Genomic DNA, 20,606 nt, shown 5'->3' with positions numbered 1-20,606 from the left:
CGGCGCTGGTCTTTCACTCCAGATTTTTGAAGAACAGGGTCTCCCACTAAAGTGGGAGACCCTTGTTTTTGGGAGTGTTTCACGACGGGGAGCTTCGTATTTTGGGTATTCCCGAAGGCTGCGAGTTTGGCCCTGGACATCTCGCTTCCCCCAACAACTGCCTCCCACTTCAGTGGGAGGTACTTATCCCCTCTTGGGAAAAAAACCCTTAAACCGCGGCGACGAAGCGGCCGATGATGCCGGCGGAATAGAAGCTGGCGACTTCGTGCAGGAAGGCCTTGAAGTCCACCGGGGCGGCGGCATCCGCGCGGTCCGAGACGGTGCGCAGGACCGCGCAAGGCACGCCGTATTCGTGGCACACCTGCGCCACCGCGGCACCTTCCATCTCCACGCACAAGGTGGCAGGAAGCTCTTCCGCCAGGCGCCGCGCCACCTCGGCGGCCCCGATGAACTGGTCCCCGCTGGCGATCTCGCCACGATGCAAGGTGGGGCTGAATATGCCGAAGCGTTCGCGCGTGGCCGTGTCCACCCGGTGCGCCAGATCCCCACCCAGGAAATCCGCCGCGCACTGCGCCAGGATCTCGTTCAAGCCCGCATCGGTGGCAAACTTCGCCCGCGCCAGCAAGGGCACTTCATAACGGGGGAACAAGGGCCGCGCATCCAGGTCATGCTGCACCAGTGTCTCGGCGATCACCACATCGCCCACCCGTACCGCGCTTGCAATGCCGCCCGCCAACCCCGCGAACAACAGGCAGGACACGCCGAATTCCCGTATCAGGGTGACGGCCGTGGCGGCGGCGGCCACCTTGCCCACGCGTGCCAGCACGACCACGCAAGGGCGCCCCGCCAACTGGCCCACGTAGTAATCCCGCATGCCTATGGTGTGCCGCTGCGCCCCCGGCCCCATGCGCGTCAGCAGGTCGGCGATCTCGTCATGCAGCGCGGCCAGGATGCCGATGGGCGCGGTCATGCCAGCGCCACCGGTGCCAGGTCCGGCCCCAGCGTATCGCGGCCGTCGAACACGAAGCATTGCCCTTTGTAGCCCGGCCCGCCGGTTTCCTCGAAGTACTTGAGGATGCCGCCTTCCAGCTGATAAACGTGATCCACGCCCACGTCCTGCATGAACAGGGCTGCTTTCTCGCAACGGATGCCGCCGGTGCAGAAGCTGACCACCGTCTTGCCCGCCAGTTCCTCGCGATGCTGCAGCAAGGCGTCCGGAAACTGCGTGAAGCGCTGGATGCGCCAGTCGATGGCGTTCTCGAACGTACCGGCATCCACTTCGAAATCGTTGCGGGTGTCCAGCATGACCACCGGCCTGCCCTCGTCGTCAACGCCCGCCGCCAGCCAGCGCGCCAGGGTCTGCGCATCGACGCTGGGCGCGCGCCGGTCCTCCGGGCGTATCGCCGGATGGTTCATCCGTATGATTTCCCGCTTCAGCTTGACCAGCAATTTGCCGAAGGGGACCGCATCGCTATGGCTGACCTTGGCCTGCAGGTCGGCGAAACGGGGATCGGCACGCAAAAGGCCGAGAAATGCGGCAATGCCCTCGGCCGATCCCGCCAGGAACAGATTGATGCCCTCGGTGGCGAGCAACACCGTACCTTTCAGGCCGGCATCTTGTGCCCACGCAAGGATGCGCGGACGCAGTTCCTCGCGGTCCTCGATGGTGACGAACTTGTACGCGGCGATGTTGACCACCGCGCCGGCGGCAGCAGCACCGGCACCCGCATCGGCACCGCCACCAGCGACCGCGACCGCGGCCCCATCCGCAACGGCGGCCATGACCGCAACCGCATCCTGATTCAAATCCACTTCCGCCATCTCAATGCCCGACCACTCGCTGTTCGATGACGCGGTCCAGCGTCCATTGCACCGCCGGCATATCCGGCGGCGGGTTCAATACCGGCTGCTCGATCACGCGCAGGCGATAGATGCTGCCGGGCTGGTACTGGAACCCGGCGATGTCGCCGTACCAGTACTGCCACGGCTGGTTGTCGCTGTCGCGCACCTGGTAGCAGGTGGTACGCAGGACGCCGGCGTCGCAAGGCACGCGCTGGGAATTGACGTACACCAGCTTGGCGGACCCGTTGCTGCCGCCCATGACAGGATCGATGCGGCGCGCGAACTCCAGGATGTCACCGTTGGCCAGCGACAGGCTCAGCCGGCGCGGATCGCCATAATTGTCCGCCGCCGTCGCGCTGATGTGGATCAGGCCGGCCAGGAAATCATGTTCGATCTGGGCGCGATCCGCCGGCATGCACGCCATGCGGGTCGCCACCGGGTCCGACGTCAGCAGCAGGTTCTGGCCCCCCGCGACGGTGTAGCTGCTGGTGAAGGTATTGCAGCCGGCAAAGCCCGTCACGCGCGGCTCCGCGCCTTCGCGGGTGAAGGTGATGGTGATGGGCCGGTTGCGCGGATCGTTGGTCGGCACCGGCCGCACGGCACCGCCCGGCCGCGTCCAGCGCACCAGGGTCCAGCTGGTCTGGGCCAGGAAATCGTTGCCGTTGGCCGGCTGGAAGACGGGTGAATTCGCGCTGGCGCGCCAGGCGGACTGGCTGGTGCAGCCGGCCAGGGCCAGGCCGGCAAGCACGGCGGCGCCCAGCATGGCACCCATACCGCTGACGCGTGCACGAAGGCGGGAAAAATCGAGCATTGAGACACTCCAGAGACGCAGGACGGACAGCCCCCTACGCGAGGCGCTATAAACGCAGGACGGGCAGGCCGCCCCCTACGCAAGGCGCTATTTTAGGCATGCCGCGCCGCCCCGATCCGGCACCTGACAAAGTGACACCGATAATGCGGGTTGCGGCGCAATTGTGCGGATTTCCGCCGCAAAGCGGGTTTCCGCCTCAAAGCTTGTTGGGAGCGTCCTCGCCACGCTTGAACGTCATGATGCCGCCGTCCTGCACGTTCAGCGTCATATTGCGCGGCATGCCGCCGCTGTCCAGGGTGAATGTGGCGATGCGGCCAAGCGCTTTCAGGTAGGCCGTCTCGAACCCGGCCAATTGGTCGGACGGGCAACCCATGCGGGTCGCGGCCGGCACCGTGATGGAGAGCTTGCCGCCTTCCAGGCGATAGGCGCCCATATAGCGGTTGCAGCCGGAGAAGCCGGACACGCGGTAATCACGCCCCTTCGCCAGGAAGGCGAGGCCGACGGGCGGGTTGCCGTTGCCGCCAGGCACGGGCAGCGTCGTCCCCTGCGCGTCGGTCCACTTCACCAGTTCCCACGTGGTTTCGGCCAGGGAGTCCGAGGTGGTGGCAGCCTGGGCCGCTCCCGGGCCCTTCGCCTGGGCGTGACCGGTGGTGGTCGCGCAACCGGACAGGATGGCGGCAAAGGCGGCGGCGGTCACGGCGGCGGCCAGGCAGCGCGGCGAATAGGGGAACGGCATCTCGGATTCTCCTGTTGCAATGAGATAAATGCGAAAAAGCAGGTCCCATTGTAGGCAAGGTCATGAACAATGGTCCCAGGCAAGCCATCGGCCGGGTCCCGCAAGGCGCGCGCCTGCCGGCTCAGGCGTAATATGCTCCGGCCTGCTTACTCCCCCATCACCAGAAGAAGGAATACCGCATGTTTACGGAAATCGCGCAGATCGAGATCAAGGAAGGCAGCAATGCCGCGTTCGAAGCCGGCGTGGCCAAGGCCAAGCCGCTGTTCCTGCGCGCCAAAGGCTGCAAGGGCGTCACGCTGCACAAGTCGGTGGAACAGCCCAACCGTTATCGCTTGTACGTGCTCTGGGAGACGGTGGAGAACCACATGGTCGACTTCCGCGAGTCCGAGGATTTCCAGGCCTGGCGTGGCCTGGTGAGCAGCTACTTCGCGCAGCCGCCCCAGGTTGAACACACGGCGGACGTCAACCTGGGTTGAATGAACGGGGGCCCCCGGGGTTCATCGTGACGGATCGATGCCGTGCACCTGAACCCGCACGCGCGCGGGGTACCAAATCATTCCCGCTGCGCGCCCGACCACCGCATGACATATTCACGCCCGCATTCTTTTTCGCCTTCGATCACGAAACCAAGGCGTTCGTAGAGCCGCCGCGCCGGATTGGTCTTCAGCACGTGCAGCACCACCGAGCGATGTTCCGCCGCGGCGCGTTCGAGCAGGCGACGTATCAGTGCCCCGCCCCAACCCTGGCCCTGCCGCGCCGGGGCGATCTGCACCTGCACCAGCATCCACGCATCTGCCGTCGGATGGGTCTTGAACAGGCCAATGAGCTCGTCGCCCAGATACGCCAACTGCGCGTCTTCCAGCCGATATTCCACACGCGCCAACAGGCTCGCTTCATCATCGGGCGCGCCGGCGCTGCGTAGATGCTCCAGCATCGTCGCGCGCCGCAAGGCCATCAGCGTGGGCACGTCTTGCGGCGTCGCCTGCCGCAGCGTCAGCGCCGCCGCATCCGCAGGCGCAGCGCGAACGGTATCCGCAGCCGCGCCCCCGGCTTCAACTTCAGCGCGAAACTGCTCATCCTTTAAGCCACCTACCATCTTCCCTCCTCTACATCTTTTGCATGAGAACCCCATAAAAATGGGGATTTTGCGTCGATCCAGGGGGCGCATTGTCCACCTGTGTCTATTCCTCACCACGTCAAACGCAGGTCATGAATTCAAAACGCCCGTGCTCAAAGTGAAAGCAGTCTTTTGGCGCAGGTCTTTAGCATGACTTGCATGCCGATGACGCCACGGGTCATGACGCGTCATCGGCAATTTGAGCACGAGTATGTACGGCTGCAGCAAGCTGCCGGCAATCAGGCAGCTCCAGACGCGCATATCGGACGGCCAGTCGGAGGACTTTGTCACCATGATCACCGAAATTGTCGATACCCAGTTTGCGGACATTCGCCTCCCCTGCGCGCATGACGGCAAGACTATCCAGGTCGCGATGGTACCGCTGTGCGCGGCCATGCATCTCGACAGCGAGCAAGAGCTACGGCGCATCGCTCAAGACGAGGATCTGGGCAGTCACCTGAAGCCACTGCCGTACGCCCCGCCCCTGAGCGACAGCAACGCCCTGCCCATGGGGGCGGTGGCCTTGTGGCTGCATCGCCTGGCCCAGCAGACCACCGATACCGTCCAACGCCACCGCCTGGCCGTCCTGCAGCAGGAAGGGTTCGTGACCCTGCTCCAACAATGGAGCCGCCTGCTTCAAAGCAATACCGCGGGCGATGACGTGGCCACCCTGACACGCCAGTTCAAGCGCATGCAGATCCAGATGGATGCCATGGACGTGTCCCTGCGCCAGGCGGAATCCTTCATCGAACGGGAGATCATCCGGGCCCAGCTGAGCCAGCTTTGCGCGTTTCCGGTCGGGCCCCGCAGCACGCAGTCGCCGGCGCTGGATCAATTCTGGCGCCTGGTGTTTTCGCGCATGATGGGCGGCGCGGAAATCAACCATGCCCGCCGCTCCGACCGCTTCCTGGCCTTGAACTTCCGCCACCTGCGCAATGTATTGAGCGACGAAGACCGGTCCGTGCTGCTGACGCCCGAACTGCGCAATGAACTCAAGCGCAGCCGCTATCCGAACTTCCTTGGCGTGCGGGTGGTGAACAGCCGCATTTCGCGCAAGAGCCTGCGCTGCTGGGTGTTCAACCTGCATTGAGCAACCTGCACTGAACCAGGGCGCAGCGTCAGAAATTCGCGAAGTTCGATCGCGTCCCCCGGCGGAACGACTGTGCCGGCATCGCTACCAACCCACCATCGCAATCGTCATTGCGCTGATGTAACGGTAGCCCGCAGCAGCCATTGCGGCAGCCCCTCGCACATCTCGACCCCTTCAAGAAGGACGCCTAATGCCCCTCGATATCGGCCCTCGATCGCAGCCCGCTCCCCTGGACCCGGCGAACGCAACATCGACATCGTCTCCCGCAGCCATCGACGCCAGCACCGGCCCGTTGCTCGAACCCGCTGTCTCATCCACCAATGCCGGCAACCCCCGCGTGCCGTCTCAGCAAAGCGGGGCCGACATCGATTTAGGCAGCCCCCAAGCCGCCGCGTCGAAGAGACGGGCAGCCCCATCCGAACTCGACGGTAGCGAGCTGGAAGGCATCAAGAAAAGCAATAGGGTCATGTATGCGGAAGCCACGGAGCATCACGAAATCGAGCAATTGCCCCTCGTCATAGAGTCTTTCGCGCAACAAAAGTTGATGCACAACGAACGTCTGCAAGCGCAGATCGACGTATCTCGCGTAAATCGGGCCACAAGCCCTTACGACATCGACACCGAGATCGCAAACATGCGTGAAGCCTGGACCGCCAAGGAAGATCTGAAAGTCTTCTACTCCCGACTGTGCGGGCTGATTTACCAACCAGAGTACCTGGGAGTCAAAGGCGACCTGATCAAGATTGCCGAAGGTATTTGCGAGCGAACGAAGGACTACCTGCCGCTGCCAACGTATTCCAGCTCGGAAGCTACCGCGCTGGCAGCACCGCAAACGCTCCACTGACCCTCACCGCAGCGCGGTAGAACGGGGCGACACCCGCTCTACCGCATCGCCATTGGCACTCGCCATCTTTGTTCTATTAAAGGGACAAATCAGCTGCTGCGGTGCAGGATGACACGGGCCATCCCCAGATCATCTCTCGATGCGTTCAACGCATCAATCCTTCCAATTTTTGCACTTTACACGGCTGTCGCCGTTCTTCATTCTTCGCGCATACCAAAGCGCAACGCGCCCTCTCCCCCAAAGGGCGCGGACAAGAAACTGGAGACTGAGCATGACGACGACAGGCACCGCCGACGCCCCGGCGTTGACCCGCTACGTGGCGGCATTCGTGGTGGACACGCAGGAAAAGGACATCCCCGAGGACGTCCAGCAGCTAGGCAAGAAAGCCATCCTCGACGCCCTGGGCGTGGCCTTGCCCGGCGCCATTTCCCAACCGGGAAAAGCGCTCACCGGCTATCTGCAGGACCTGGGCTGCACCGGCCCGGCCACCGTCATCGGCACCGCGCAAAAACTGGCGCCGCGTTTCGCCGCGCTGGCCAATGGCACCGCCATGCACGCCGATGACTATGACGACACCCTGCAGGCCGAAACGGGCCGCTACCAGGGCGTGCATCCCACCGCGCCAGTGCTGTCCGCGGTACTGGCCGCCGGTGAAGCGCGCGGCGCCAGCGGCCGCGACGTCCTGCTGGCGTACCAGGTTGGCGTGGAAGTGGCCTGCCGCCTGTTCGACGCCACCCACGTCAATCACATCCTGCACGGCTTCCACGCCACCGCGACTTGCGGCATGCTGGGCGCGGCCGCCGCCGTGGCCCGCCTGTACGGCATGGGCGCCAACGAAGTCGCCACCACACTGGGCATCGCCGCCAGCCAGGCCGGCGGGCTGCAGGAAAACTTCGGCACCACGGTCAAGCCTTTCCACGCCGGCCGCTCGGCCGAAGTGGGCATCGTCGCCGCCGACCTGCAGCGCAAGGGGTTCACGGCATCGCCCATCATCCTGGAAGCCAAACGCGGCTTTTTCCAGGCCCTGGGCGGCGGTTACGAGGCCGCGCGCCTGGTCGACAAGCTGGGGCGGCCCTGGTCCTTCGTCGACCGCGGCATCTGGCTCAAGGCCTTCCCGACCGGCAGCCTGGGCCATCCGGCCATGACCAAGATGCTGGAGCTGGTACGGCAACACGACATCCAGCCGGCGGACGTAGCACGGATACGCGTGAAGACCAGCCAGAACATCCACCACACCCTGCTGCATCACCAACCCAAGACGGAACTGCAGGCCAAGTTCAGCCTGGAGTTTTGCCTGGCCGCCCTGCTGCTGGAACGCAAATGCGGCTTGAACCAGTTCCATGACGAGTACGTCATGCGGCCCGACGTGCAGGACACCATCGCCAAGGTCGAATACACCACCTACTCGCCGGAAGAAGCCACGCGCGAACGGCACACCATCGTCACGTCGCACGTGGAAATCGAGATGAAGGACGGCCGGCGCCATGGCGGTCGCGTGGACGCCGGCAAGGGCAACAAGGCCAATCCCATGTCCGAGGACGAAGTGGCCGACAAGTTCCGGGAGTGCGCGGAATTCAGCCATTGGCCCATGGAGAAGGCGGAACACGCCATTGCCCTGGTCCGCCGCCTGGAGGATGTCGGCGATGTCCGGGAGATCACCCGGGCCTTGACGGCGGCGAACAGCTAGGCGGCCGTCGCGACAAGACGCCGATGAATAAGAAATCGAGGAGACAACCATCATGCAAACCAGCATTCTTCCAGCGCTACACAGGATGATGCGTCGCGCACGCAGGCAGCCGGCCGAGGCCGGCACGGCGCCGCGCCTGCCTGCCACGTCAGCCGCGCTGACCACGGCCGCTGCCGTGGCGGCGGCACTGGCGCTGGGCGCATTCGCCCCCTCCCCCGCGCACGCCGCCGATGACCCCGCCCATTGGCCCGCACGCCCCATCCGCCTGGTGCTGCCTTTCCCGCCGGGCGGCGGTACCGACACCCTGGCCCGCATCATGGCGCCCAAGCTGGGCGCCTTGCTGGGCCAGTCCATCGTGGTCGACAACCGCGCCGGCGCCGCCGGCAACATCGCCACCGACATCGTGGCCAAGGCCGAGCCGGATGGCTACACGGTGCTGATGGGTTTCAACACCGCGCTGACCATGAACCCGTCGATGTACCGCAACCTGCCCTTCGACGTGCAGCGCGACTTCAAGCCGGTCACCCTGCTGGCGTCGGCGCAATACGTGCTGGTGGTCAATCCCACGCTACCCGTGCATAGCGTGCAGGACCTGGTCAACCTGTCCAAGGCCAAGCCCGGCCAGCTCAATTACTCGTCCAGCGGGCCCGGCAGTCCGCTGCATCTGGCCGGCGAACTATTCAAGGCGCGCACCGGCGCCGACATCACCCACATCCCCTACAAAGGCGGCGGCCCGGCCACGATCGGCCTGCTCAGCGGCCAGGCGCAGCTGATGTTCGGCAGCGTGTCCGCCGTCATGCCCCACGTGAAGGAAGGCAAACTGCGCGCGCTGGCCGTCACTGGACTGAAGCGTTCCGACGTGGCGCCGGACCTGCCCACGCTGGATCAACTGGGGCTGAAGAGCTTCAACGTGACGTCCTGGTACGGTTTCCTGGTGCCCAAGGGCACGCCCGACGCCATCGTCGACAAGCTGGCGGCCGCGTCGCAGAAAGTGGTGCAGATGCCCGAAGTGCGCGAAGCCATGGCCAAGCAGGGCCTGGAACTGAGCATCGACACGCCGGCGGAATTCGCCGACCTGATCAAGACCGAATCGGCCACCTGGTCGGACCTTATCCACAAGATGAACATCCACGCGGAATGATGCCGCGCACGCACGCCACAGGACCTTGAGCAAAATGCAGAAGAAGCAAACCACGAAGAATGCGCAGACCCGCAACGCCGGCAGCGGCAAATCCTCCGGCGGCAAATCGCCCAGCGGCGAGGTCTCGCCGGTCATGCGCAACCTGAGCCGGTACATCTCCAGCGCGGCCGGCCGGCCGCTGCCGCGCAAGGTCGCCGAGCGCGCGCGCCTGCACCTGGTCGACACCTTCGCCGCCATGATCTCCGGCTCGCGCCTGCTGCCCGGCAAGAAGGCCATCGAATACGTGAAACCCTTGGGTGGGCGCGAAGAGGCCGGGGTGATCGGCACGCGCCTGGTCACCACCGTGCAGAACGCGGCGCTGGCCAACGGCATGTTCGGCCATGCCGACGAAACCGATGACACGCATCCGCCGTCCTTGACCCACCCGGGCACCAGCGTGGTCCCGTCCGCCCTGGCCATCGCCGAGCGCGGCCGCATGAGCGGCGAAAAGCTGCTGCGCGCCGTCGTGCTGGGCTACGACGTCTGCGCCCGCATGCTGCTGACGCTCAAGCCCATGCCCTATCTGCGCTCCGGCCACCACGCCGGCGCCACCGGCCAGTTGTTCGGGGCGGCCGCCGCGGCCGGTGCGCTGCTGGAGCTCACGCCCGTGCAAGTGCGCTACATGCTGTCCTATACGGGCCAGCAGACGGCGGGCCTCTACACCATGTTCCGCGACCCCGAGCACATCGAGAAAGCCTATGCGATGGGCGGCATGCCGGCGCACAACGGCCTGCAGGCGGCCATGATGGCAGCCTGCGGCTGGACCGGCGTGGAAGACATCTTCTCCGGCGAACGGGATTTCTTCTACACGTTCGCGCCGGAGGAATTCGATCGCGAAGACCTGTCGCGCGACCTTGGCAAGAACTATGAGATGCTGCGCGCGTCGATCAAGCGCTGGCCCATCGGCGGCCCCATCCAGGGCCCCATGCACGTCCTCAACGACCTGATGGCCGAGCATGGATTCAAGGCCGATGACGTGGAGAAGGTCATCGCCAATATGCCGGACAAGGAGCTGGAGATCGTCAACGACCGGCCGATGCCGGATATTTCGGTGCAGCATCTGCTGGCCGTCATGCTGCTGGACCGCAAGCTGACGTTCAAATCGGCGCACGACTTCGAGCGCATGAAGGATCCGCGCGTCCTGAAGATGCGTGCCCGGGTGCACGCGGTGGGCGATCCCGCGCTGACCGACGTGCAACGGCGCTGGCGCTGCGTGATGGAGGTGCACCTGAAGGACGGCCGCGTGCTGCACGGCCAGACCATGGCGTCCAAGGGCAGCTTCGAGAATCCGCTGACGCCCGCCGAGGAAAACGAAAAGGCCATCGACCTGCTGGCGCCCGTGCTGGGCAAGAAGCGCTCCCTGGAGCTGCTCGACACGCTATGGAATATCGACCAGGTGAAGGACGTGCGGGCGCTGCGCAAGCTGTATATGAAATAAGAGCGGGAACGGCGCCCGCGCGCCGCAGCGGCGCGCGTGCGAGGTCGATGCTGGCACGTTCCGATGATGATTTCGGAAAACCCCTTTGCCTAAAGTTACCAGGCAAAGGGGGCCCTCGCCCGGTAGAATGCAGCAAGCTCACTACCCACGAGGCCCTTGGCTATGCGCGCGACCAGCAATGGCAAGCAAGGCATCCCGCATCATTCCCTGCAACCTGCGGCGCGGCTTTCAATGCGGCCTGTGAAATCCGGCGCCATGGCGGCATTGCTCCTGTGCGCCGCGGCTTGGCTGCCCACGGCGCAGGCGTTCCAGGCGGTTCCCAACTGCCTGACCGATCAGCCCTCGCTGATGACGGTCAGGCACGCATCCAGGGGCAAGGTCTGTGAACCCGAGACCGTGGCGCAGCTGTCTTCCGCGCCCCTGGTCCTGGGCCTGTCGCATGTGGAACTGCGCGACGACAAGGACAACCAGCAATCCGTGCTGGACATCCGCCTGACATCCGAATCGCGCAAGGCCTTCGCGCAATTGACCAGCACCAACGTGGGCCGCAGCATGATCCTGCGCGCCGATGGCGAGGTGCTGACTACCGTGGTGATCCGCGGTGCCATCGATAGCGGCGCCATGACCGTGTCGCCGGGCATCGGCGAACACGGCCTGACCGAAGCGAAGATGAAGCAGATCGCCCAACGGCTGTCCTCGGGCACGGGCAAACTGGAAGTCAGCCTGCTGCCGCGGGCGTAGTCCTCCGCCACAAAGCTCGGCTGCTACCGGCCTTGTCCGCTGCCAGGGACCTGGTCTGCCGGCCAGGGCTTGGGATGCGCCGCCGGCTCGGGCGTTTCCAGGATCTGCGCGACGAATCGCCGTACTCCCGGAGCACGTTCATGGCGGCGGTAGATGGCCGCCACCTGTGAAGGAATGATGGCGCCCGCGATGTCGCGGTACACCACGTGCGGCAGCGCGATCACCTGCCGCAACACGCTGGGCACCACCGCCACGCTGGCCCCCACGGAAACCTGCGTCAGCACCGCCAGCAGGGAGCCCGGTACCGCGCTGATATGCGGCGTGAAGCGCCCGCGCCGCGCCACTTCCTGCAAGCCGGAATCCTGCTCCGGCACCACGAAAGACTCGCCCGCCAGCGACCGCGCCAGCACCGGCCCGGGGCCGCGCGCCAGCACATGATCCTGCGGCAAGGCCAGGCAGAAGCGGTCCCGGGCCAGCACCCGGCTGGACAGGCTGGCCGGCAGGTTCACCGGCGTGCGCACGATGGCCACGTCCACCTTGCCCTCTTCCAGCAGGCTGGGCAGTTCGTCCATCGGCAGTTCACGCGCGCGGATCTCCACATCCGGCCACCGAGCCAGGAAGCGCCGCGTCTGGTCCTGCAGCACGCCCGAGTAGGCGGCGGAACCCACATACCCCAGCGCGATCGCGCCCACCTCGCCGCGCCCCGCCCGCCGGCCCACGTCGACCGCATGATCGAATTGCGCCAGCGCCGCCTCGCTTTCCGCCAGGAAGGTTACGCCGGCCGGCGTCAAGGCCACGGAGCGCTTGGTCCGTTGCAGCAGGCGCGCCTGCACGGCGCGCTCCAGCTCCTGGATCTGCACGGTCAGGGTGGGGGCGGAGACGCCCAATAGTTCAGCGGCGCGGGCGAAGTGCAGTTCACGCGCGACGACCACGAAAGCACGCAGGTGGCGAATTTCCATATTCGGTTTTTCTAAATAAAGAAGCCAGTCTTCTTTATTGAACACGAATTTACTCGATGCTGAAATGGAGCTTCGTTTTTCGCAGCATCAGGAGTCTGCAATGAATCGCCTTACCCGCTATACCGCCGCCCTCACGCTTGGCCTGGGCATCGCCGCCGCCGCGCACGCCGCGCCGCCCAAGCTGCCCACCCAGTCCGTCCTCAACCTGGCTGCCGCCCAGCAGGTGCTGGCCGCCGCACAGGCCAAGGCGCAGGCCGGCGGCTGGCCTTGTGTGATTTCCGTAGTGGATGCCGCCGGCGCGCCCATTCTGTTGGTGCGCATGGACAATGCGGCCGTGCCGGCCGGCGTCGAACTGGCACCGGGCAAGGCCCGCACCGCCGCCCTGTTCCGCCGTCCCAGCGGCGCGCTGGAGGATGCCATCAACGGCAGCCGTCCCGCGGCGGCAACCGCGCGCGGGTTCGTGCTGATGCGGGGCGGGCTGCCGCTGACCGTCAATGGCCAGGTGGTTGGCGCCATCGGCGTATCGGCCGACACGCCGCAGCATGACGAAGAAATCGCCCAGGCGGGCGTGGCCGCGCTGCAATAAGCCGCGGGTGCCCCGCTGCGGCCCCAGCCCCGCGCCGGACAGGAGCCGCATGCTTGCAGCGGCTGATCTCCTTTAAAAACTCAAATGCTCCCCCGGTTTACCGGGGGAGCATGTTTACGGGGACGAAATCCACTGCGCCGCTGATCGGGCCGACTATCGTTATCTCAATATCCGACCGTGAAGCGCCGGCGTATGTGGGCCGGGGTTTCTATTTCGTCGACCAGGGCGATCGCGTAGTCCTCGAAGCTGATGCTCGATCCATGCTCGCCGGCCAGCAACTGGTCGGTGCCCAGGCGGAATTTGCCGGTGCGCTCGCCGGGAATGAACATGGCCGACGGTGACAGGAAGGTCCACTCAAGATCCTGCACACCCTTGAGCAGTTCGAGGAACTCCCCACCCTTGGTGGCCTCGACCTTGTAAGCCGCCGGAAAATCCGGCTGGTCCACCAGGCGCTTGCCCGGCGCGATCTCCAGACTGCCGGCGCCACCCACCACCAGATAGCGCTTCACACCCGACGCACGCACGGCGTCGATCAACACTTGCGGATCGCTGGCGGTGAAATGCACCGAACTGATCACCGCGTCATGGCCGCGCAACAGCGCCGCCAGACCATCCTTGTCGGAAACATCACCACGCTTGGCCGTCACCTTGGGCAATTTGGCGATTTTGTCCGGGTTGCGCGCGATGGCGGTGACGCTGTGGCCACGGTCGGACAGTTCCTTGAGTATGCGCGCGCCGGCATTGCCGGAGGCGCCGATGAGGGCGACATTAGCCATGAGCAAATCTCCAAAAGTTCTCAAACGGGACAAGGTCTAAAATACAGACCAAGCCAACGCCTTGCATCTTAAGTAAGACGTTGCGGCTCCACAAGAAGTCACGCCGACGGGCCCTGGTCAGCCCCGCGTGACCATGCCCCGGGAACTTCACCGGGTATTTTCATGGACGCTGACGCCCAGCCCGTTCTTTCCGCCGCGCTCCACGCAAATCGCCACGCAGTTCTTCCCTATGATCCCGCAAGAATATTTCGCCTTCGAACAGCCCTGCCCCATCCGCGACGTCCTCGACCGCATCGGCGACCAATGGAGCCTGCTGGTGCTCATCGGACTCGAAAACGGCACCCGGCGCTTCAATGAATTGATGCGCGACATCGGCGATATCTCCAAGCAGATGCTGTCGCGCACACTCAAGCAACTGGAGCAGGACGGCTTCGTGCACCGCCGCGTCTACGCGGAAGTGCCGCCGCGGGTGGAATACACGCTGACGGACCTGGGCCGTTCCTTCCTGGTGCCGATGAAGGGCTTGGTGCGCTGGGCCGACAGCAACCACAAAGACATCGTCCTGGCACGTGGGCGCTACACTGCCGCCGCATGAACACCCGCGCCGACACCGACAACTACCGCGACATCTTCCTCCAGGACGTCGCCATGATGGACGCCCGCGCGCCCATCGAATTCAACAAGGGTGCGTTTCCGCACACGGTAAACCTGCCGCTGATGACCGACAGCGAGCGGCAGAAGGTCGGCACCTGCTACACCCGGCAGGGGGAAGCCGCGGCCATCGCCTTGGGCCACCAATTGGTCAGCGGCCAGGTCAAGGCAGAGCGCCTGGCGGCCTGGGCGGACTTTGCCCGCCGCCATCCCGACGGCTACCTCTACTGTTTCCGTGGCGGCCTGCGTTCGCAAATCGTGCAGACCTGGCTGCGCGAGGAAGCCGGCATCGCCTATCCGCGCGTGATCGGCGGCTACAAGGCCCTGCGCGGCTTCCTGCTGGACACGCTGGACCGCGCCGTGGACGAATGCGCCTTCACGGTGCTGGGCGGCATGACGGGCACCGGCAAGACGGACGTGCTGGTGCAGCTGGATCATGGCCTGGACCTGGAGGGCCACGCGCATCATCGCGGCTCCAGCTTTGGCAAACGGGTCACCGGCCAACCCGCGCAGATCGACTTCGAAAACGGCCTGGCCATCGACATCCTTCGAAAGCGCCATGCCGGCCACCAGCGTTTCGTGGTGGAAGACGAGGGCCAGGCCATCGGGTCCTGCAGCCTGCCGGTCGAATTGCATCGAGGGATGCAGCGCTATCCCCTGATCTGGCTGGAAGACACGCTGGAGCGCCGCGTGCAGCGCATCCTGCGCGACTACGTCGTGAACCTGTGCCAGGAATTCATTGCCGCGCACGGCGAGGACAGCGGGCGCGAACTGTTCGCGCAGCGGCTGCGGCAAAGCCTGGACAAGATCCAGAAGCGGCTGGGCGGTTTGCGTCACCAGCAGTTGGCGGCGATCATGGACGCCGCGCTGGCGGAGCAGGCCCGCAGCGGCGATGTGGAAGGGCACCGTGCGTGGATAGAAAGCCTGCTCACGGGCTATTACGACCCCATGTACCGCCATCAGCGCCAAAGCAAGGCGGACCGCATCATCTTCACCGGCGACGAAGGCGCGGTCCTGGACTATCTTCAGCAGCAACGACTGCGATGACTTACGGATGGCAAGGATGAACAGCGGTACGGCTGGACAGAAACTGGGGCTCGAAATGGAGATGGTGGTGGTGCGCCGTGGCAGCGGCGCCAGCCATGCCGTGGCGGCCTACCCCGCATCCCTGGCACGCCTGCGGGCCGACCGTGGCGAAGCGATGACGCTCGCCAGCCTGGCGGGCCGGGTGGTCAGCGCTTGCGGCACGCTGGCCGATAGCGGCCTGGACAACGGCTTCAACCTGCTGGAAAGCGCCTTGCATCCGGTCCAGGGCGGCCCGGGTGGCCTGGACCGCCTGGCCACCGCGGTCTACACGGAATTGCGTGACGTACAGCAGGCGCTGGCCGAGGAGGACGCTGCCATCCTGAACGTTGGCGAACACCCCGCCGCGACGCTGGATCCCGGCTACTACGCCGCCATGCGCGTGCCACGGCCCATCTACGACGATGTCGTGGGGTATCGCGGATGGCTGCACCGGGTGGGCATCGACGCCAAGGCGCAGAACAGCCCCTGCACGTCGGTGCCGGTGCACGACGCGGCGCGCGCGGTCAACGTCATCACGGCCCTGGCGCCGGCCTTCATCGCGCTGTTCGCCAACAGTCCGCTGGAATGCGGCCGCGTCACCGGCCACAAGGACAACCGCATGACCATGTGGGACCGCATGTTCCGCTACGCCCGCTTCGCCTGCGACCTGAGGCTGCACCGCATGCCGGATCGTCCCTTCGAAGACCTGGGCGACTATTTCCGCTGGATGTTCGAAGGCGATACACCCGCCCGTTCGCTGCCCCTGGGCAGCGCGTCCGGCTACAAGCATGGCAGCACCGTGTTTCTCGACGGCAATCCGTCGCTGGTCCAGTTCCTGCGCGCGCCGTCGTGGCCGGGCCGGCGCGCGGACAACCGTGAGCCCGTCATCCTGGCGCCGCATACCGCGCATTTCGAGTACGCCCAGTTCTCCAACTTCCTCGATGCGCGCTTTCGCTACAAGCTGGCCAGCCATTGCCCGCTGCCGGAGCTGCTGGCGCAATGGCGCCGGCCGGGCGGCATCGAGTCGCTTTACGAAGGCCTGGGGGTGGATGGCTACATTGAGGGGCGCGTGCCCTCCGCGGTGTTTCCGGACCGGCAACTGCGGCGCCTGGCGGGTGACGCCATCGCCTTCACCGCGCCGCTGGCGCCCTCGGCCTTGCAGCTGGGGCTGATGCGCAATCTGGCGGAAGCGGAGACCCTGGTGCGCGAGTACGGCTGGATGAACTTGCGCCGGCTGCGCGGCGCCGCCATCGATGCCGCATTGGACGACGGCGTGGTGCGCCAACTGGCCGCCGACACGCTGGCCGTCGCCGCGGCGGGGCTGCATGGCGACGCCGATCGTCAGTGGCTGGGCTATGCGCGCTACGTGCTGGCGTCCCGCAGCACGGGCGCCGATCGGCTGCTGTCGCTATGGCAAGGGGAACAAGGCGATGCCGCGACACGCCTGGCAGCCATCTATCCCGAGCGTGTGTTAAGCCTGTAGTGAGCCTGCAGGGCGGGTTGAGCCACGCAGGACGCGTCAGGTCGCGCGGGGCGGCCCCAGCCCTCGCTTATTCGTAGACCTCGTCGGCCGCCAGCAGGATGTCCACCGGAGGATCGAAACCTATGTTGCGCGCCGTCTGCAGGTTCAGCGCGATCTTGGCCGGATCGATCCACACCTGGTTCAACTGGCGCGGCAGCGCGCCGTTGAAAATCCGCGCCATGGTCTCGGCGTAGAACAGGCCGACGTAGGAATAGTCCGCCTGCGCCAGGCTCATCAGGACGCCCTTCTTCACCTCGTCGGAACCCAGCATCGAGAAGCTTGGCACCTTGGCATCGCGCACGATGCGCGCCACCTCGCCGACGCTCTCCGGCGTGATGCCGCGATGCACGGTCACATAGATCGCATCGGCCTTGCCGGCGATCTGCCGATAGCACTCCAGCACGTTCTCCGTCGCCGCCTTCAGTTCGATACCGTTGGCCCGCGCGTCGCAACTCACCACCTTGAATTGCTGCTCCTTGGCCACCTGCTCCACCGCGTCGACGGCGCCATAGGTGCGGCCTTCGGGGCTGTTCTCGTAGACGATGCCCAAGGTCTTGAACGGTACGATGTCGTGGAACAGGCGCACCTGGCGCTGATAGCGTTCCGGCTGCACCCGCGCATGCAGATTGTCCAGGCCGCTGTCCTGCACGCTCTTGACGATGCGCGCACCGACGGCGTCGCTGGTGGATGCGACGATGGTCGGCACGGGCGCGCCCAGCGTGGCCATGTCCTGGCCGGCCAGCGTGCCCATCGCGATGATCAGGTCGATGTCGTGCTTGCCGCGCAGGCGATCCGTGATGGCCTGGCGCACGGCGGGACGCTTGCTGGTCTCGAAATTGCCCGGCTGCCACCAGGCGTCGGCGACGAACTCCAGCGTGTCGCTCTTGGCGTGGTCGGCCAGGAACTGCCACATCTGATGGCCGCTGAGGCCTTCGGGCATGTCCGCCACTGTCACCCAGCCCAGCTGCTGCAGGCCGGCCACGATCACGCGCAGGGTACGGGGATACTCGGTGTAGTCGCCGCTTTCGAAATAGCCGATGCGCCATTTGCGGCCGTCAAGACGGCGCTTGGGCGTGGTGGGAAAAACACGCGCCACGGCCGGCGCAAGCTGCGCCGCCGGGTCGGCAGCCGGCGTGGGCTGCACGGCGGGCGTGGCGGGTGCGGTGGTCGAAGCGGGCGCGGCGCTCGAAGCGGGTGCGGCGCTCGAAGCGGGTGCGGCGGTCGAAGCGGGCGCGGCGCTCGAAGCAGGCGCGGCGGTCGAAGCGGGTGCGGGCGTGGCGGGCGCGCCAGGTGCCGGCGTGGTGTCCTGCGCGCGGACCGCGCCGCAGGGCACGGCCGCCAGGGGCAGCGCCACGGCCAATGACGCAAATAATCGGTGGAGGCAGTTCATCATGGGCGGCGGATCACGATCAGCGTGATGTCATCGGATTGTTCGGCTCCGGCGGAGTGAACCTGCAGATCATCCAGCAGGCACTGGGCCAGAGTGGCGGCGGGCAAGCCCGCGCGCGCCACGGTGGACAACAGGCGTGCCTCACCGTAAAGGACTTCGGTGGGATCGCTGGCGTCGGTCACCCCGTCGGTGTAGCCGATCAGCGTATCGCCGCTGGCCAGATGGCCCGACAGGCTCGTGTACACCAGGTCTTCCTGCACGCCGCAGGCCGGCCCGCTGCGCCCCGGCAGCACGCGCAGCTTGCCGTCGGCGCCCACCACCAGCGGAGGCGGATGGCCGGCATTGGCATACTGCAGGTCGCCCGTATCCAGGTCGAGCACGCCGATCACCAACGTGACGAACATCACATTGGGATTGTTTTCGGCCAGCCGGTTGTTGACCCGCGCCATGATGCGCGCCGGATCGCTTTCGTCTTCGGCGGTGGCGCGGATCAGCGTACGAGTGATCCCCATGAACAGCGCGGCGGGCACGCCCTTGTCCGAGACATCGCCAATGGCGAAGCACAGGCGGCCATCCGGCAGCGTGAAGTAATCGTAGAGATCGCCGCCCACTTCCTTGGCCGGCTTCATCACGGCATGCAGGTCGGCACGCGCCAGCACGCCCGATTCCAGCGGCAAGGGCAGCAGCCCCAGCTGGATGTCGCGCGCAATATTGAGTTCGCTCTCGAAACGTTCCCGCCGGGTGGTTTCGTTCATCAACCGCGCGACGTTTTCGCGCAAGCGATGATCCATGACCAGGAAGGCATCCGCCAGCCGCCCCACTTCATCGTGCAGCCGCTGCGGCAACTGGGCGATATGCGCGGGCACCTCGGGCGGTGCCCTCAGGTCCTGGCGCGGCAGCGCGCGGGCATAACGCGCCAACTGCTGCAAAGGCCGCGCGATACGGGCGGCCACCGGCCACGCGCACAACAGCCCCAACAACATCGTCCCCGCGAAAATCAGCGCCTGCCGATTCAACAGCGCGCGGGCGGGTTCGGCGAAGTCGCTCTCCGGCACGGCGGCGGCCAGGGTCCAGCCCAAAGGTTGGAAATGTACCGCCTCGATATGCCAGGCGCCGTTCAGCCGCGCCTGCAGCACCTCCGGCTCGCCCGCGCTGCGAACGTCAGTCAGGCGCGAACGCAAGCTGCGGCCCTGGCCCGCCGCAAGCGGGCCCTCGGTGTTCGCCGCGGTCACGTCCTTCGAGCCGAGCAAGGCCATCGCCGGGCGCGGCGGCGCCACCACCAGTTCGCCATCGTTGGCCACGATGAACAGGAAACCGCTGCGTGCCAGCGTCAGCCGCGACAGCGTCTCGCGCAGCGCGGCCTTCATTTCAGTGCGGCGCCGTTCCACCTGCTCGGTGATGTCCTGCACGCTGTCGCTGATGGCGATCACCCAATCCCAGGCGCGGAAATAGCCGAAATAGGCATAGCGGCTTTCGCGCAGGCCATCCGGCGTCGGCCAGCGGTAGATGGCGAAGCCATTGCCCGACGTGCGGCTCTCGTCATACAAGGCGCGCGCCAGCGGGCGGCCCTTCAGGTCGAGCACGCCGCCCAGGTCCTGGCCGATCATCTCCGGCGCGCCGCTGGCCAGCACGTGGCCGCCGGCGTCGTAGACGAAGGCATAACGGTGCCCGTCGAAATGCAGCTGGTTGATCCAGGAACGCGCCATCTCCTTGGCGGCATCGTTGCTGACCACGCCGGTGGCCCCCATGCGCGCATAGCTGTCCAGCACGGACGCCACGGTGGCACCGGTCTGCAGCAACTGGCGCCGGCCATTGCGCACGGTACTGATCTTGTCGTTGAACAAGGCCCCCCAGCGCGCTTCGGTGTCGTGCTGCACCAACTCCAGCACGTTGCGCACGGCATGTTGCTCACCGGCAGCCACGGTATTCGTCACATCACGGCGGCTGGCAACCATGATGAAGGCCGCCACTGTCACCAGGATGGCCAGGACCAACAGGAAAATCTTGCTGCGGAGGGAACGCAAGAACATGCTCGGGCCGAAAAAGAAAACGCTGTTACAGAGAACTTAAGGCTGAAGATACAGAACTTAAGAAGTGTAAAACGATATTTAATTGCCTGTATCATAGCTTTACCGTCCTGCGCGTAAGTTCACGATCTGCATTGCCTTTTC

General features: G+C 65.7%; 20 protein-coding genes. 11 read left to right on the top strand and 9 right to left on the bottom strand.

The genetic code is table 11. The features are described 5' to 3' along the window. Window positions 1-208: 208 nt before the first annotated feature. The 4 genes from CEY05_RS19415 to CEY05_RS19400 all read right to left on the bottom strand — a co-directional run bounded on the left by CEY05_RS19415 (window position 209) and on the right by CEY05_RS19400 (window position 3,389). Entirely contained in the window at window positions 209-970 is a 762-nt protein-coding gene (locus CEY05_RS19415) for a 5'-methylthioadenosine/adenosylhomocysteine nucleosidase (protein WP_088597113.1), read from the bottom strand. Further along, window positions 967-1,812 (bottom strand): sulfurtransferase, encoded by an 846-nt coding sequence (locus CEY05_RS19410; RefSeq protein ID WP_233161601.1) that lies wholly within the window; start codon window positions 1,810-1,812, stop codon window positions 967-969. Before CEY05_RS19410 ends, CEY05_RS19415 begins: the two co-directional genes overlap by 4 nt. Before the next feature lie 10 nt (window positions 1,813-1,822). After that, a complete protein-coding gene (locus CEY05_RS19405; protein WP_233161600.1) occupies window positions 1,823-2,653 on the bottom strand; it encodes an META and DUF4377 domain-containing protein in 831 nt (276 codons plus the stop codon). A 196-nt stretch (window positions 2,654-2,849) separates the two neighbouring features. Continuing rightward, complete coding sequence (locus CEY05_RS19400) at window positions 2,850-3,389, bottom strand: META domain-containing protein (RefSeq protein ID WP_088597112.1); 540 nt, start codon at window positions 3,387-3,389, stop codon at window positions 2,850-2,852. A gap of 179 nt (window positions 3,390-3,568) precedes the next feature. Between CEY05_RS19400 and CEY05_RS19395 the strand changes: the two genes are divergently transcribed. Then, the gene (locus CEY05_RS19395; RefSeq protein ID WP_088597111.1) at window positions 3,569-3,865 is read left to right on the top strand and encodes an antibiotic biosynthesis monooxygenase; all 297 of its coding nucleotides are present in this window, start codon (window positions 3,569-3,571) and stop codon (window positions 3,863-3,865) included. 77 nt (window positions 3,866-3,942) lie between these two features. On the opposite strand, the gene CEY05_RS19390 is transcribed toward CEY05_RS19395, so the two are convergent. Then, window positions 3,943-4,557 (bottom strand): GNAT family N-acetyltransferase, encoded by a 615-nt coding sequence (locus CEY05_RS19390; protein WP_233161599.1) that lies wholly within the window; start codon window positions 4,555-4,557, stop codon window positions 3,943-3,945. Between the two features lie 241 nt (window positions 4,558-4,798). Here CEY05_RS19390 and CEY05_RS19385 point away from each other — a divergent pair, with 241 nt between their 5' ends. The 6 genes from CEY05_RS19385 to CEY05_RS19360 all read left to right on the top strand — a co-directional run bounded on the left by CEY05_RS19385 (window position 4,799) and on the right by CEY05_RS19360 (window position 11,486). Beyond that, window positions 4,799-5,596 carry a hypothetical protein gene (locus CEY05_RS19385; RefSeq protein WP_143220512.1) on the top strand — a complete coding sequence of 266 codons (798 nt, stop codon included), beginning with the start codon at window positions 4,799-4,801 and terminating at the stop codon, window positions 5,594-5,596. A 190-nt stretch (window positions 5,597-5,786) separates the two neighbouring features. Beyond that, window positions 5,787-6,440, top strand: a complete 654-nt coding sequence (locus CEY05_RS30995) for a hypothetical protein (RefSeq protein ID WP_143220510.1) — start codon at window positions 5,787-5,789, stop codon at window positions 6,438-6,440. Window positions 6,441-6,711: 271 nt separating this feature from the next. Then, a complete protein-coding gene (locus CEY05_RS19375; protein ID WP_088597107.1) occupies window positions 6,712-8,127 on the top strand; it encodes an MmgE/PrpD family protein in 1,416 nt (471 codons plus the stop codon). Between the two features lie 52 nt (window positions 8,128-8,179). Further along, window positions 8,180-9,268, top strand: coding sequence for a tripartite tricarboxylate transporter substrate binding protein (locus CEY05_RS19370; RefSeq protein ID WP_088597106.1), 1,089 nt, complete (start codon window positions 8,180-8,182; stop codon window positions 9,266-9,268). 34 nt (window positions 9,269-9,302) lie between these two features. Beyond that, the gene (locus CEY05_RS19365; protein ID WP_088597105.1) at window positions 9,303-10,745 is read left to right on the top strand and encodes an MmgE/PrpD family protein; all 1,443 of its coding nucleotides are present in this window, start codon (window positions 9,303-9,305) and stop codon (window positions 10,743-10,745) included. Between the two features lie 255 nt (window positions 10,746-11,000). Then, window positions 11,001-11,486 carry a hypothetical protein gene (locus CEY05_RS19360; RefSeq protein WP_143220508.1) on the top strand — a complete coding sequence of 162 codons (486 nt, stop codon included), beginning with the start codon at window positions 11,001-11,003 and terminating at the stop codon, window positions 11,484-11,486. A gap of 23 nt (window positions 11,487-11,509) precedes the next feature. On the opposite strand, the gene CEY05_RS19355 is transcribed toward CEY05_RS19360, so the two are convergent. Continuing rightward, window positions 11,510-12,445, bottom strand: a complete 936-nt coding sequence (locus CEY05_RS19355; RefSeq protein ID WP_088597103.1) for a LysR family transcriptional regulator — start codon at window positions 12,443-12,445, stop codon at window positions 11,510-11,512. Between the two features lie 100 nt (window positions 12,446-12,545). On the opposite strand from CEY05_RS19355, the gene CEY05_RS19350 reads away from it, so the two are divergent. Further along, window positions 12,546-13,031, top strand: coding sequence for a heme-binding protein (locus CEY05_RS19350; protein WP_088597102.1), 486 nt, complete (start codon window positions 12,546-12,548; stop codon window positions 13,029-13,031). 164 nt (window positions 13,032-13,195) lie between these two features. On the opposite strand, the gene CEY05_RS19345 is transcribed toward CEY05_RS19350, so the two are convergent. Further along, window positions 13,196-13,807 carry an NAD(P)-dependent oxidoreductase gene (locus CEY05_RS19345; RefSeq protein WP_088597101.1) on the bottom strand — a complete coding sequence of 204 codons (612 nt, stop codon included), beginning with the start codon at window positions 13,805-13,807 and terminating at the stop codon, window positions 13,196-13,198. A gap of 229 nt (window positions 13,808-14,036) precedes the next feature. Here CEY05_RS19345 and CEY05_RS19340 point away from each other — a divergent pair, with 229 nt between their 5' ends. Genes CEY05_RS19340 through CEY05_RS19330 form a run of 3 tightly spaced genes read left to right on the top strand, consistent with a single transcriptional unit; the run spans window position 14,037 to window position 17,006 of the window. Continuing rightward, window positions 14,037-14,402: a helix-turn-helix domain-containing protein gene (locus tag CEY05_RS19340; RefSeq protein ID WP_088597100.1), complete on the top strand. Its 366-nt coding sequence runs from the start codon at window positions 14,037-14,039 to the stop codon at window positions 14,400-14,402. After that, complete coding sequence (gene mnmH / locus CEY05_RS19335; protein WP_088597099.1) at window positions 14,399-15,505, top strand: tRNA 2-selenouridine(34) synthase MnmH; 1,107 nt, start codon at window positions 14,399-14,401, stop codon at window positions 15,503-15,505. The genes CEY05_RS19340 and mnmH overlap by 4 nt, the downstream gene beginning before the upstream one ends. 16 nt (window positions 15,506-15,521) lie before the next feature. Continuing rightward, window positions 15,522-17,006 (top strand): glutamate-cysteine ligase family protein, encoded by a 1,485-nt coding sequence (locus CEY05_RS19330; protein ID WP_088597098.1) that lies wholly within the window; start codon window positions 15,522-15,524, stop codon window positions 17,004-17,006. 67 nt (window positions 17,007-17,073) lie between these two features. Here the strand turns inward: CEY05_RS19330 and CEY05_RS19325 are convergent, their stop codons facing one another. Together CEY05_RS19325 and CEY05_RS19320 are read right to left on the bottom strand one after the other, a co-directional pair. Further along, on the bottom strand, window positions 17,074-18,438 hold the full coding sequence (locus CEY05_RS19325; protein WP_233161598.1) for an ABC transporter substrate-binding protein: 1,365 nt from the start codon (window positions 18,436-18,438) through the stop codon (window positions 17,074-17,076). After that, the gene (locus tag CEY05_RS19320) at window positions 18,435-20,465 is read right to left on the bottom strand and encodes a SpoIIE family protein phosphatase (RefSeq protein WP_088597096.1); all 2,031 of its coding nucleotides are present in this window, start codon (window positions 20,463-20,465) and stop codon (window positions 18,435-18,437) included. Before CEY05_RS19320 ends, CEY05_RS19325 begins: the two co-directional genes overlap by 4 nt. Between the last annotated feature and the right edge of the window lie 141 nt (window positions 20,466-20,606).

Origin of the sequence: Achromobacter sp. HZ34 (genome assembly GCF_002209485.1) — a bacterium.
GTDB lineage: Bacteria > Pseudomonadota > Gammaproteobacteria > Burkholderiales > Burkholderiaceae_B > Bordetella_C.
This window is presented reverse-complemented; position numbering and strand designations above follow the sequence as displayed.

Coding starts and splice junctions, on each gene's coding strand:
- CEY05_RS19415 (WP_088597113.1), bottom strand. CDS start 970: ATGACCGCGCCCATCGGCATCCTGGCCGCGCTGCATGACGAGATCGCC.
- CEY05_RS19405 (WP_233161600.1), bottom strand. CDS start 2,653: ATGCTCGATTTTTCCCGCCTTCGTGCACGCGTCAGCGGTATGGGTGCC.
- CEY05_RS19400 (WP_088597112.1), bottom strand. CDS start 3,389: ATGCCGTTCCCCTATTCGCCGCGCTGCCTGGCCGCCGCCGTGACCGCC.
- CEY05_RS19395 (WP_088597111.1), top strand. CDS start 3,569: ATGTTTACGGAAATCGCGCAGATCGAGATCAAGGAAGGCAGCAATGCC.
- CEY05_RS19390 (WP_233161599.1), bottom strand. CDS start 4,557: ATGCGCCCCCTGGATCGACGCAAAATCCCCATTTTTATGGGGTTCTCA.
- CEY05_RS19385 (WP_143220512.1), top strand. CDS start 4,799: ATGATCACCGAAATTGTCGATACCCAGTTTGCGGACATTCGCCTCCCC.
- CEY05_RS30995 (WP_143220510.1), top strand. CDS start 5,787: ATGCCCCTCGATATCGGCCCTCGATCGCAGCCCGCTCCCCTGGACCCG.
- CEY05_RS19375 (WP_088597107.1), top strand. CDS start 6,712: ATGACGACGACAGGCACCGCCGACGCCCCGGCGTTGACCCGCTACGTG.
- CEY05_RS19370 (WP_088597106.1), top strand. CDS start 8,180: ATGCAAACCAGCATTCTTCCAGCGCTACACAGGATGATGCGTCGCGCA.
- CEY05_RS19365 (WP_088597105.1), top strand. CDS start 9,303: ATGCAGAAGAAGCAAACCACGAAGAATGCGCAGACCCGCAACGCCGGC.
- CEY05_RS19360 (WP_143220508.1), top strand. CDS start 11,001: ATGGCGGCATTGCTCCTGTGCGCCGCGGCTTGGCTGCCCACGGCGCAG.
- CEY05_RS19355 (WP_088597103.1), bottom strand. CDS start 12,445: ATGGAAATTCGCCACCTGCGTGCTTTCGTGGTCGTCGCGCGTGAACTG.
- CEY05_RS19350 (WP_088597102.1), top strand. CDS start 12,546: ATGAATCGCCTTACCCGCTATACCGCCGCCCTCACGCTTGGCCTGGGC.
- CEY05_RS19345 (WP_088597101.1), bottom strand. CDS start 13,807: ATGGCTAATGTCGCCCTCATCGGCGCCTCCGGCAATGCCGGCGCGCGC.
- CEY05_RS19340 (WP_088597100.1), top strand. CDS start 14,037: ATGATCCCGCAAGAATATTTCGCCTTCGAACAGCCCTGCCCCATCCGC.
- mnmH (WP_088597099.1), top strand. CDS start 14,399: ATGAACACCCGCGCCGACACCGACAACTACCGCGACATCTTCCTCCAG.
- CEY05_RS19330 (WP_088597098.1), top strand. CDS start 15,522: ATGAACAGCGGTACGGCTGGACAGAAACTGGGGCTCGAAATGGAGATG.
- CEY05_RS19325 (WP_233161598.1), bottom strand. CDS start 18,438: ATGATGAACTGCCTCCACCGATTATTTGCGTCATTGGCCGTGGCGCTG.
- CEY05_RS19320 (WP_088597096.1), bottom strand. CDS start 20,465: ATGTTCTTGCGTTCCCTCCGCAGCAAGATTTTCCTGTTGGTCCTGGCC.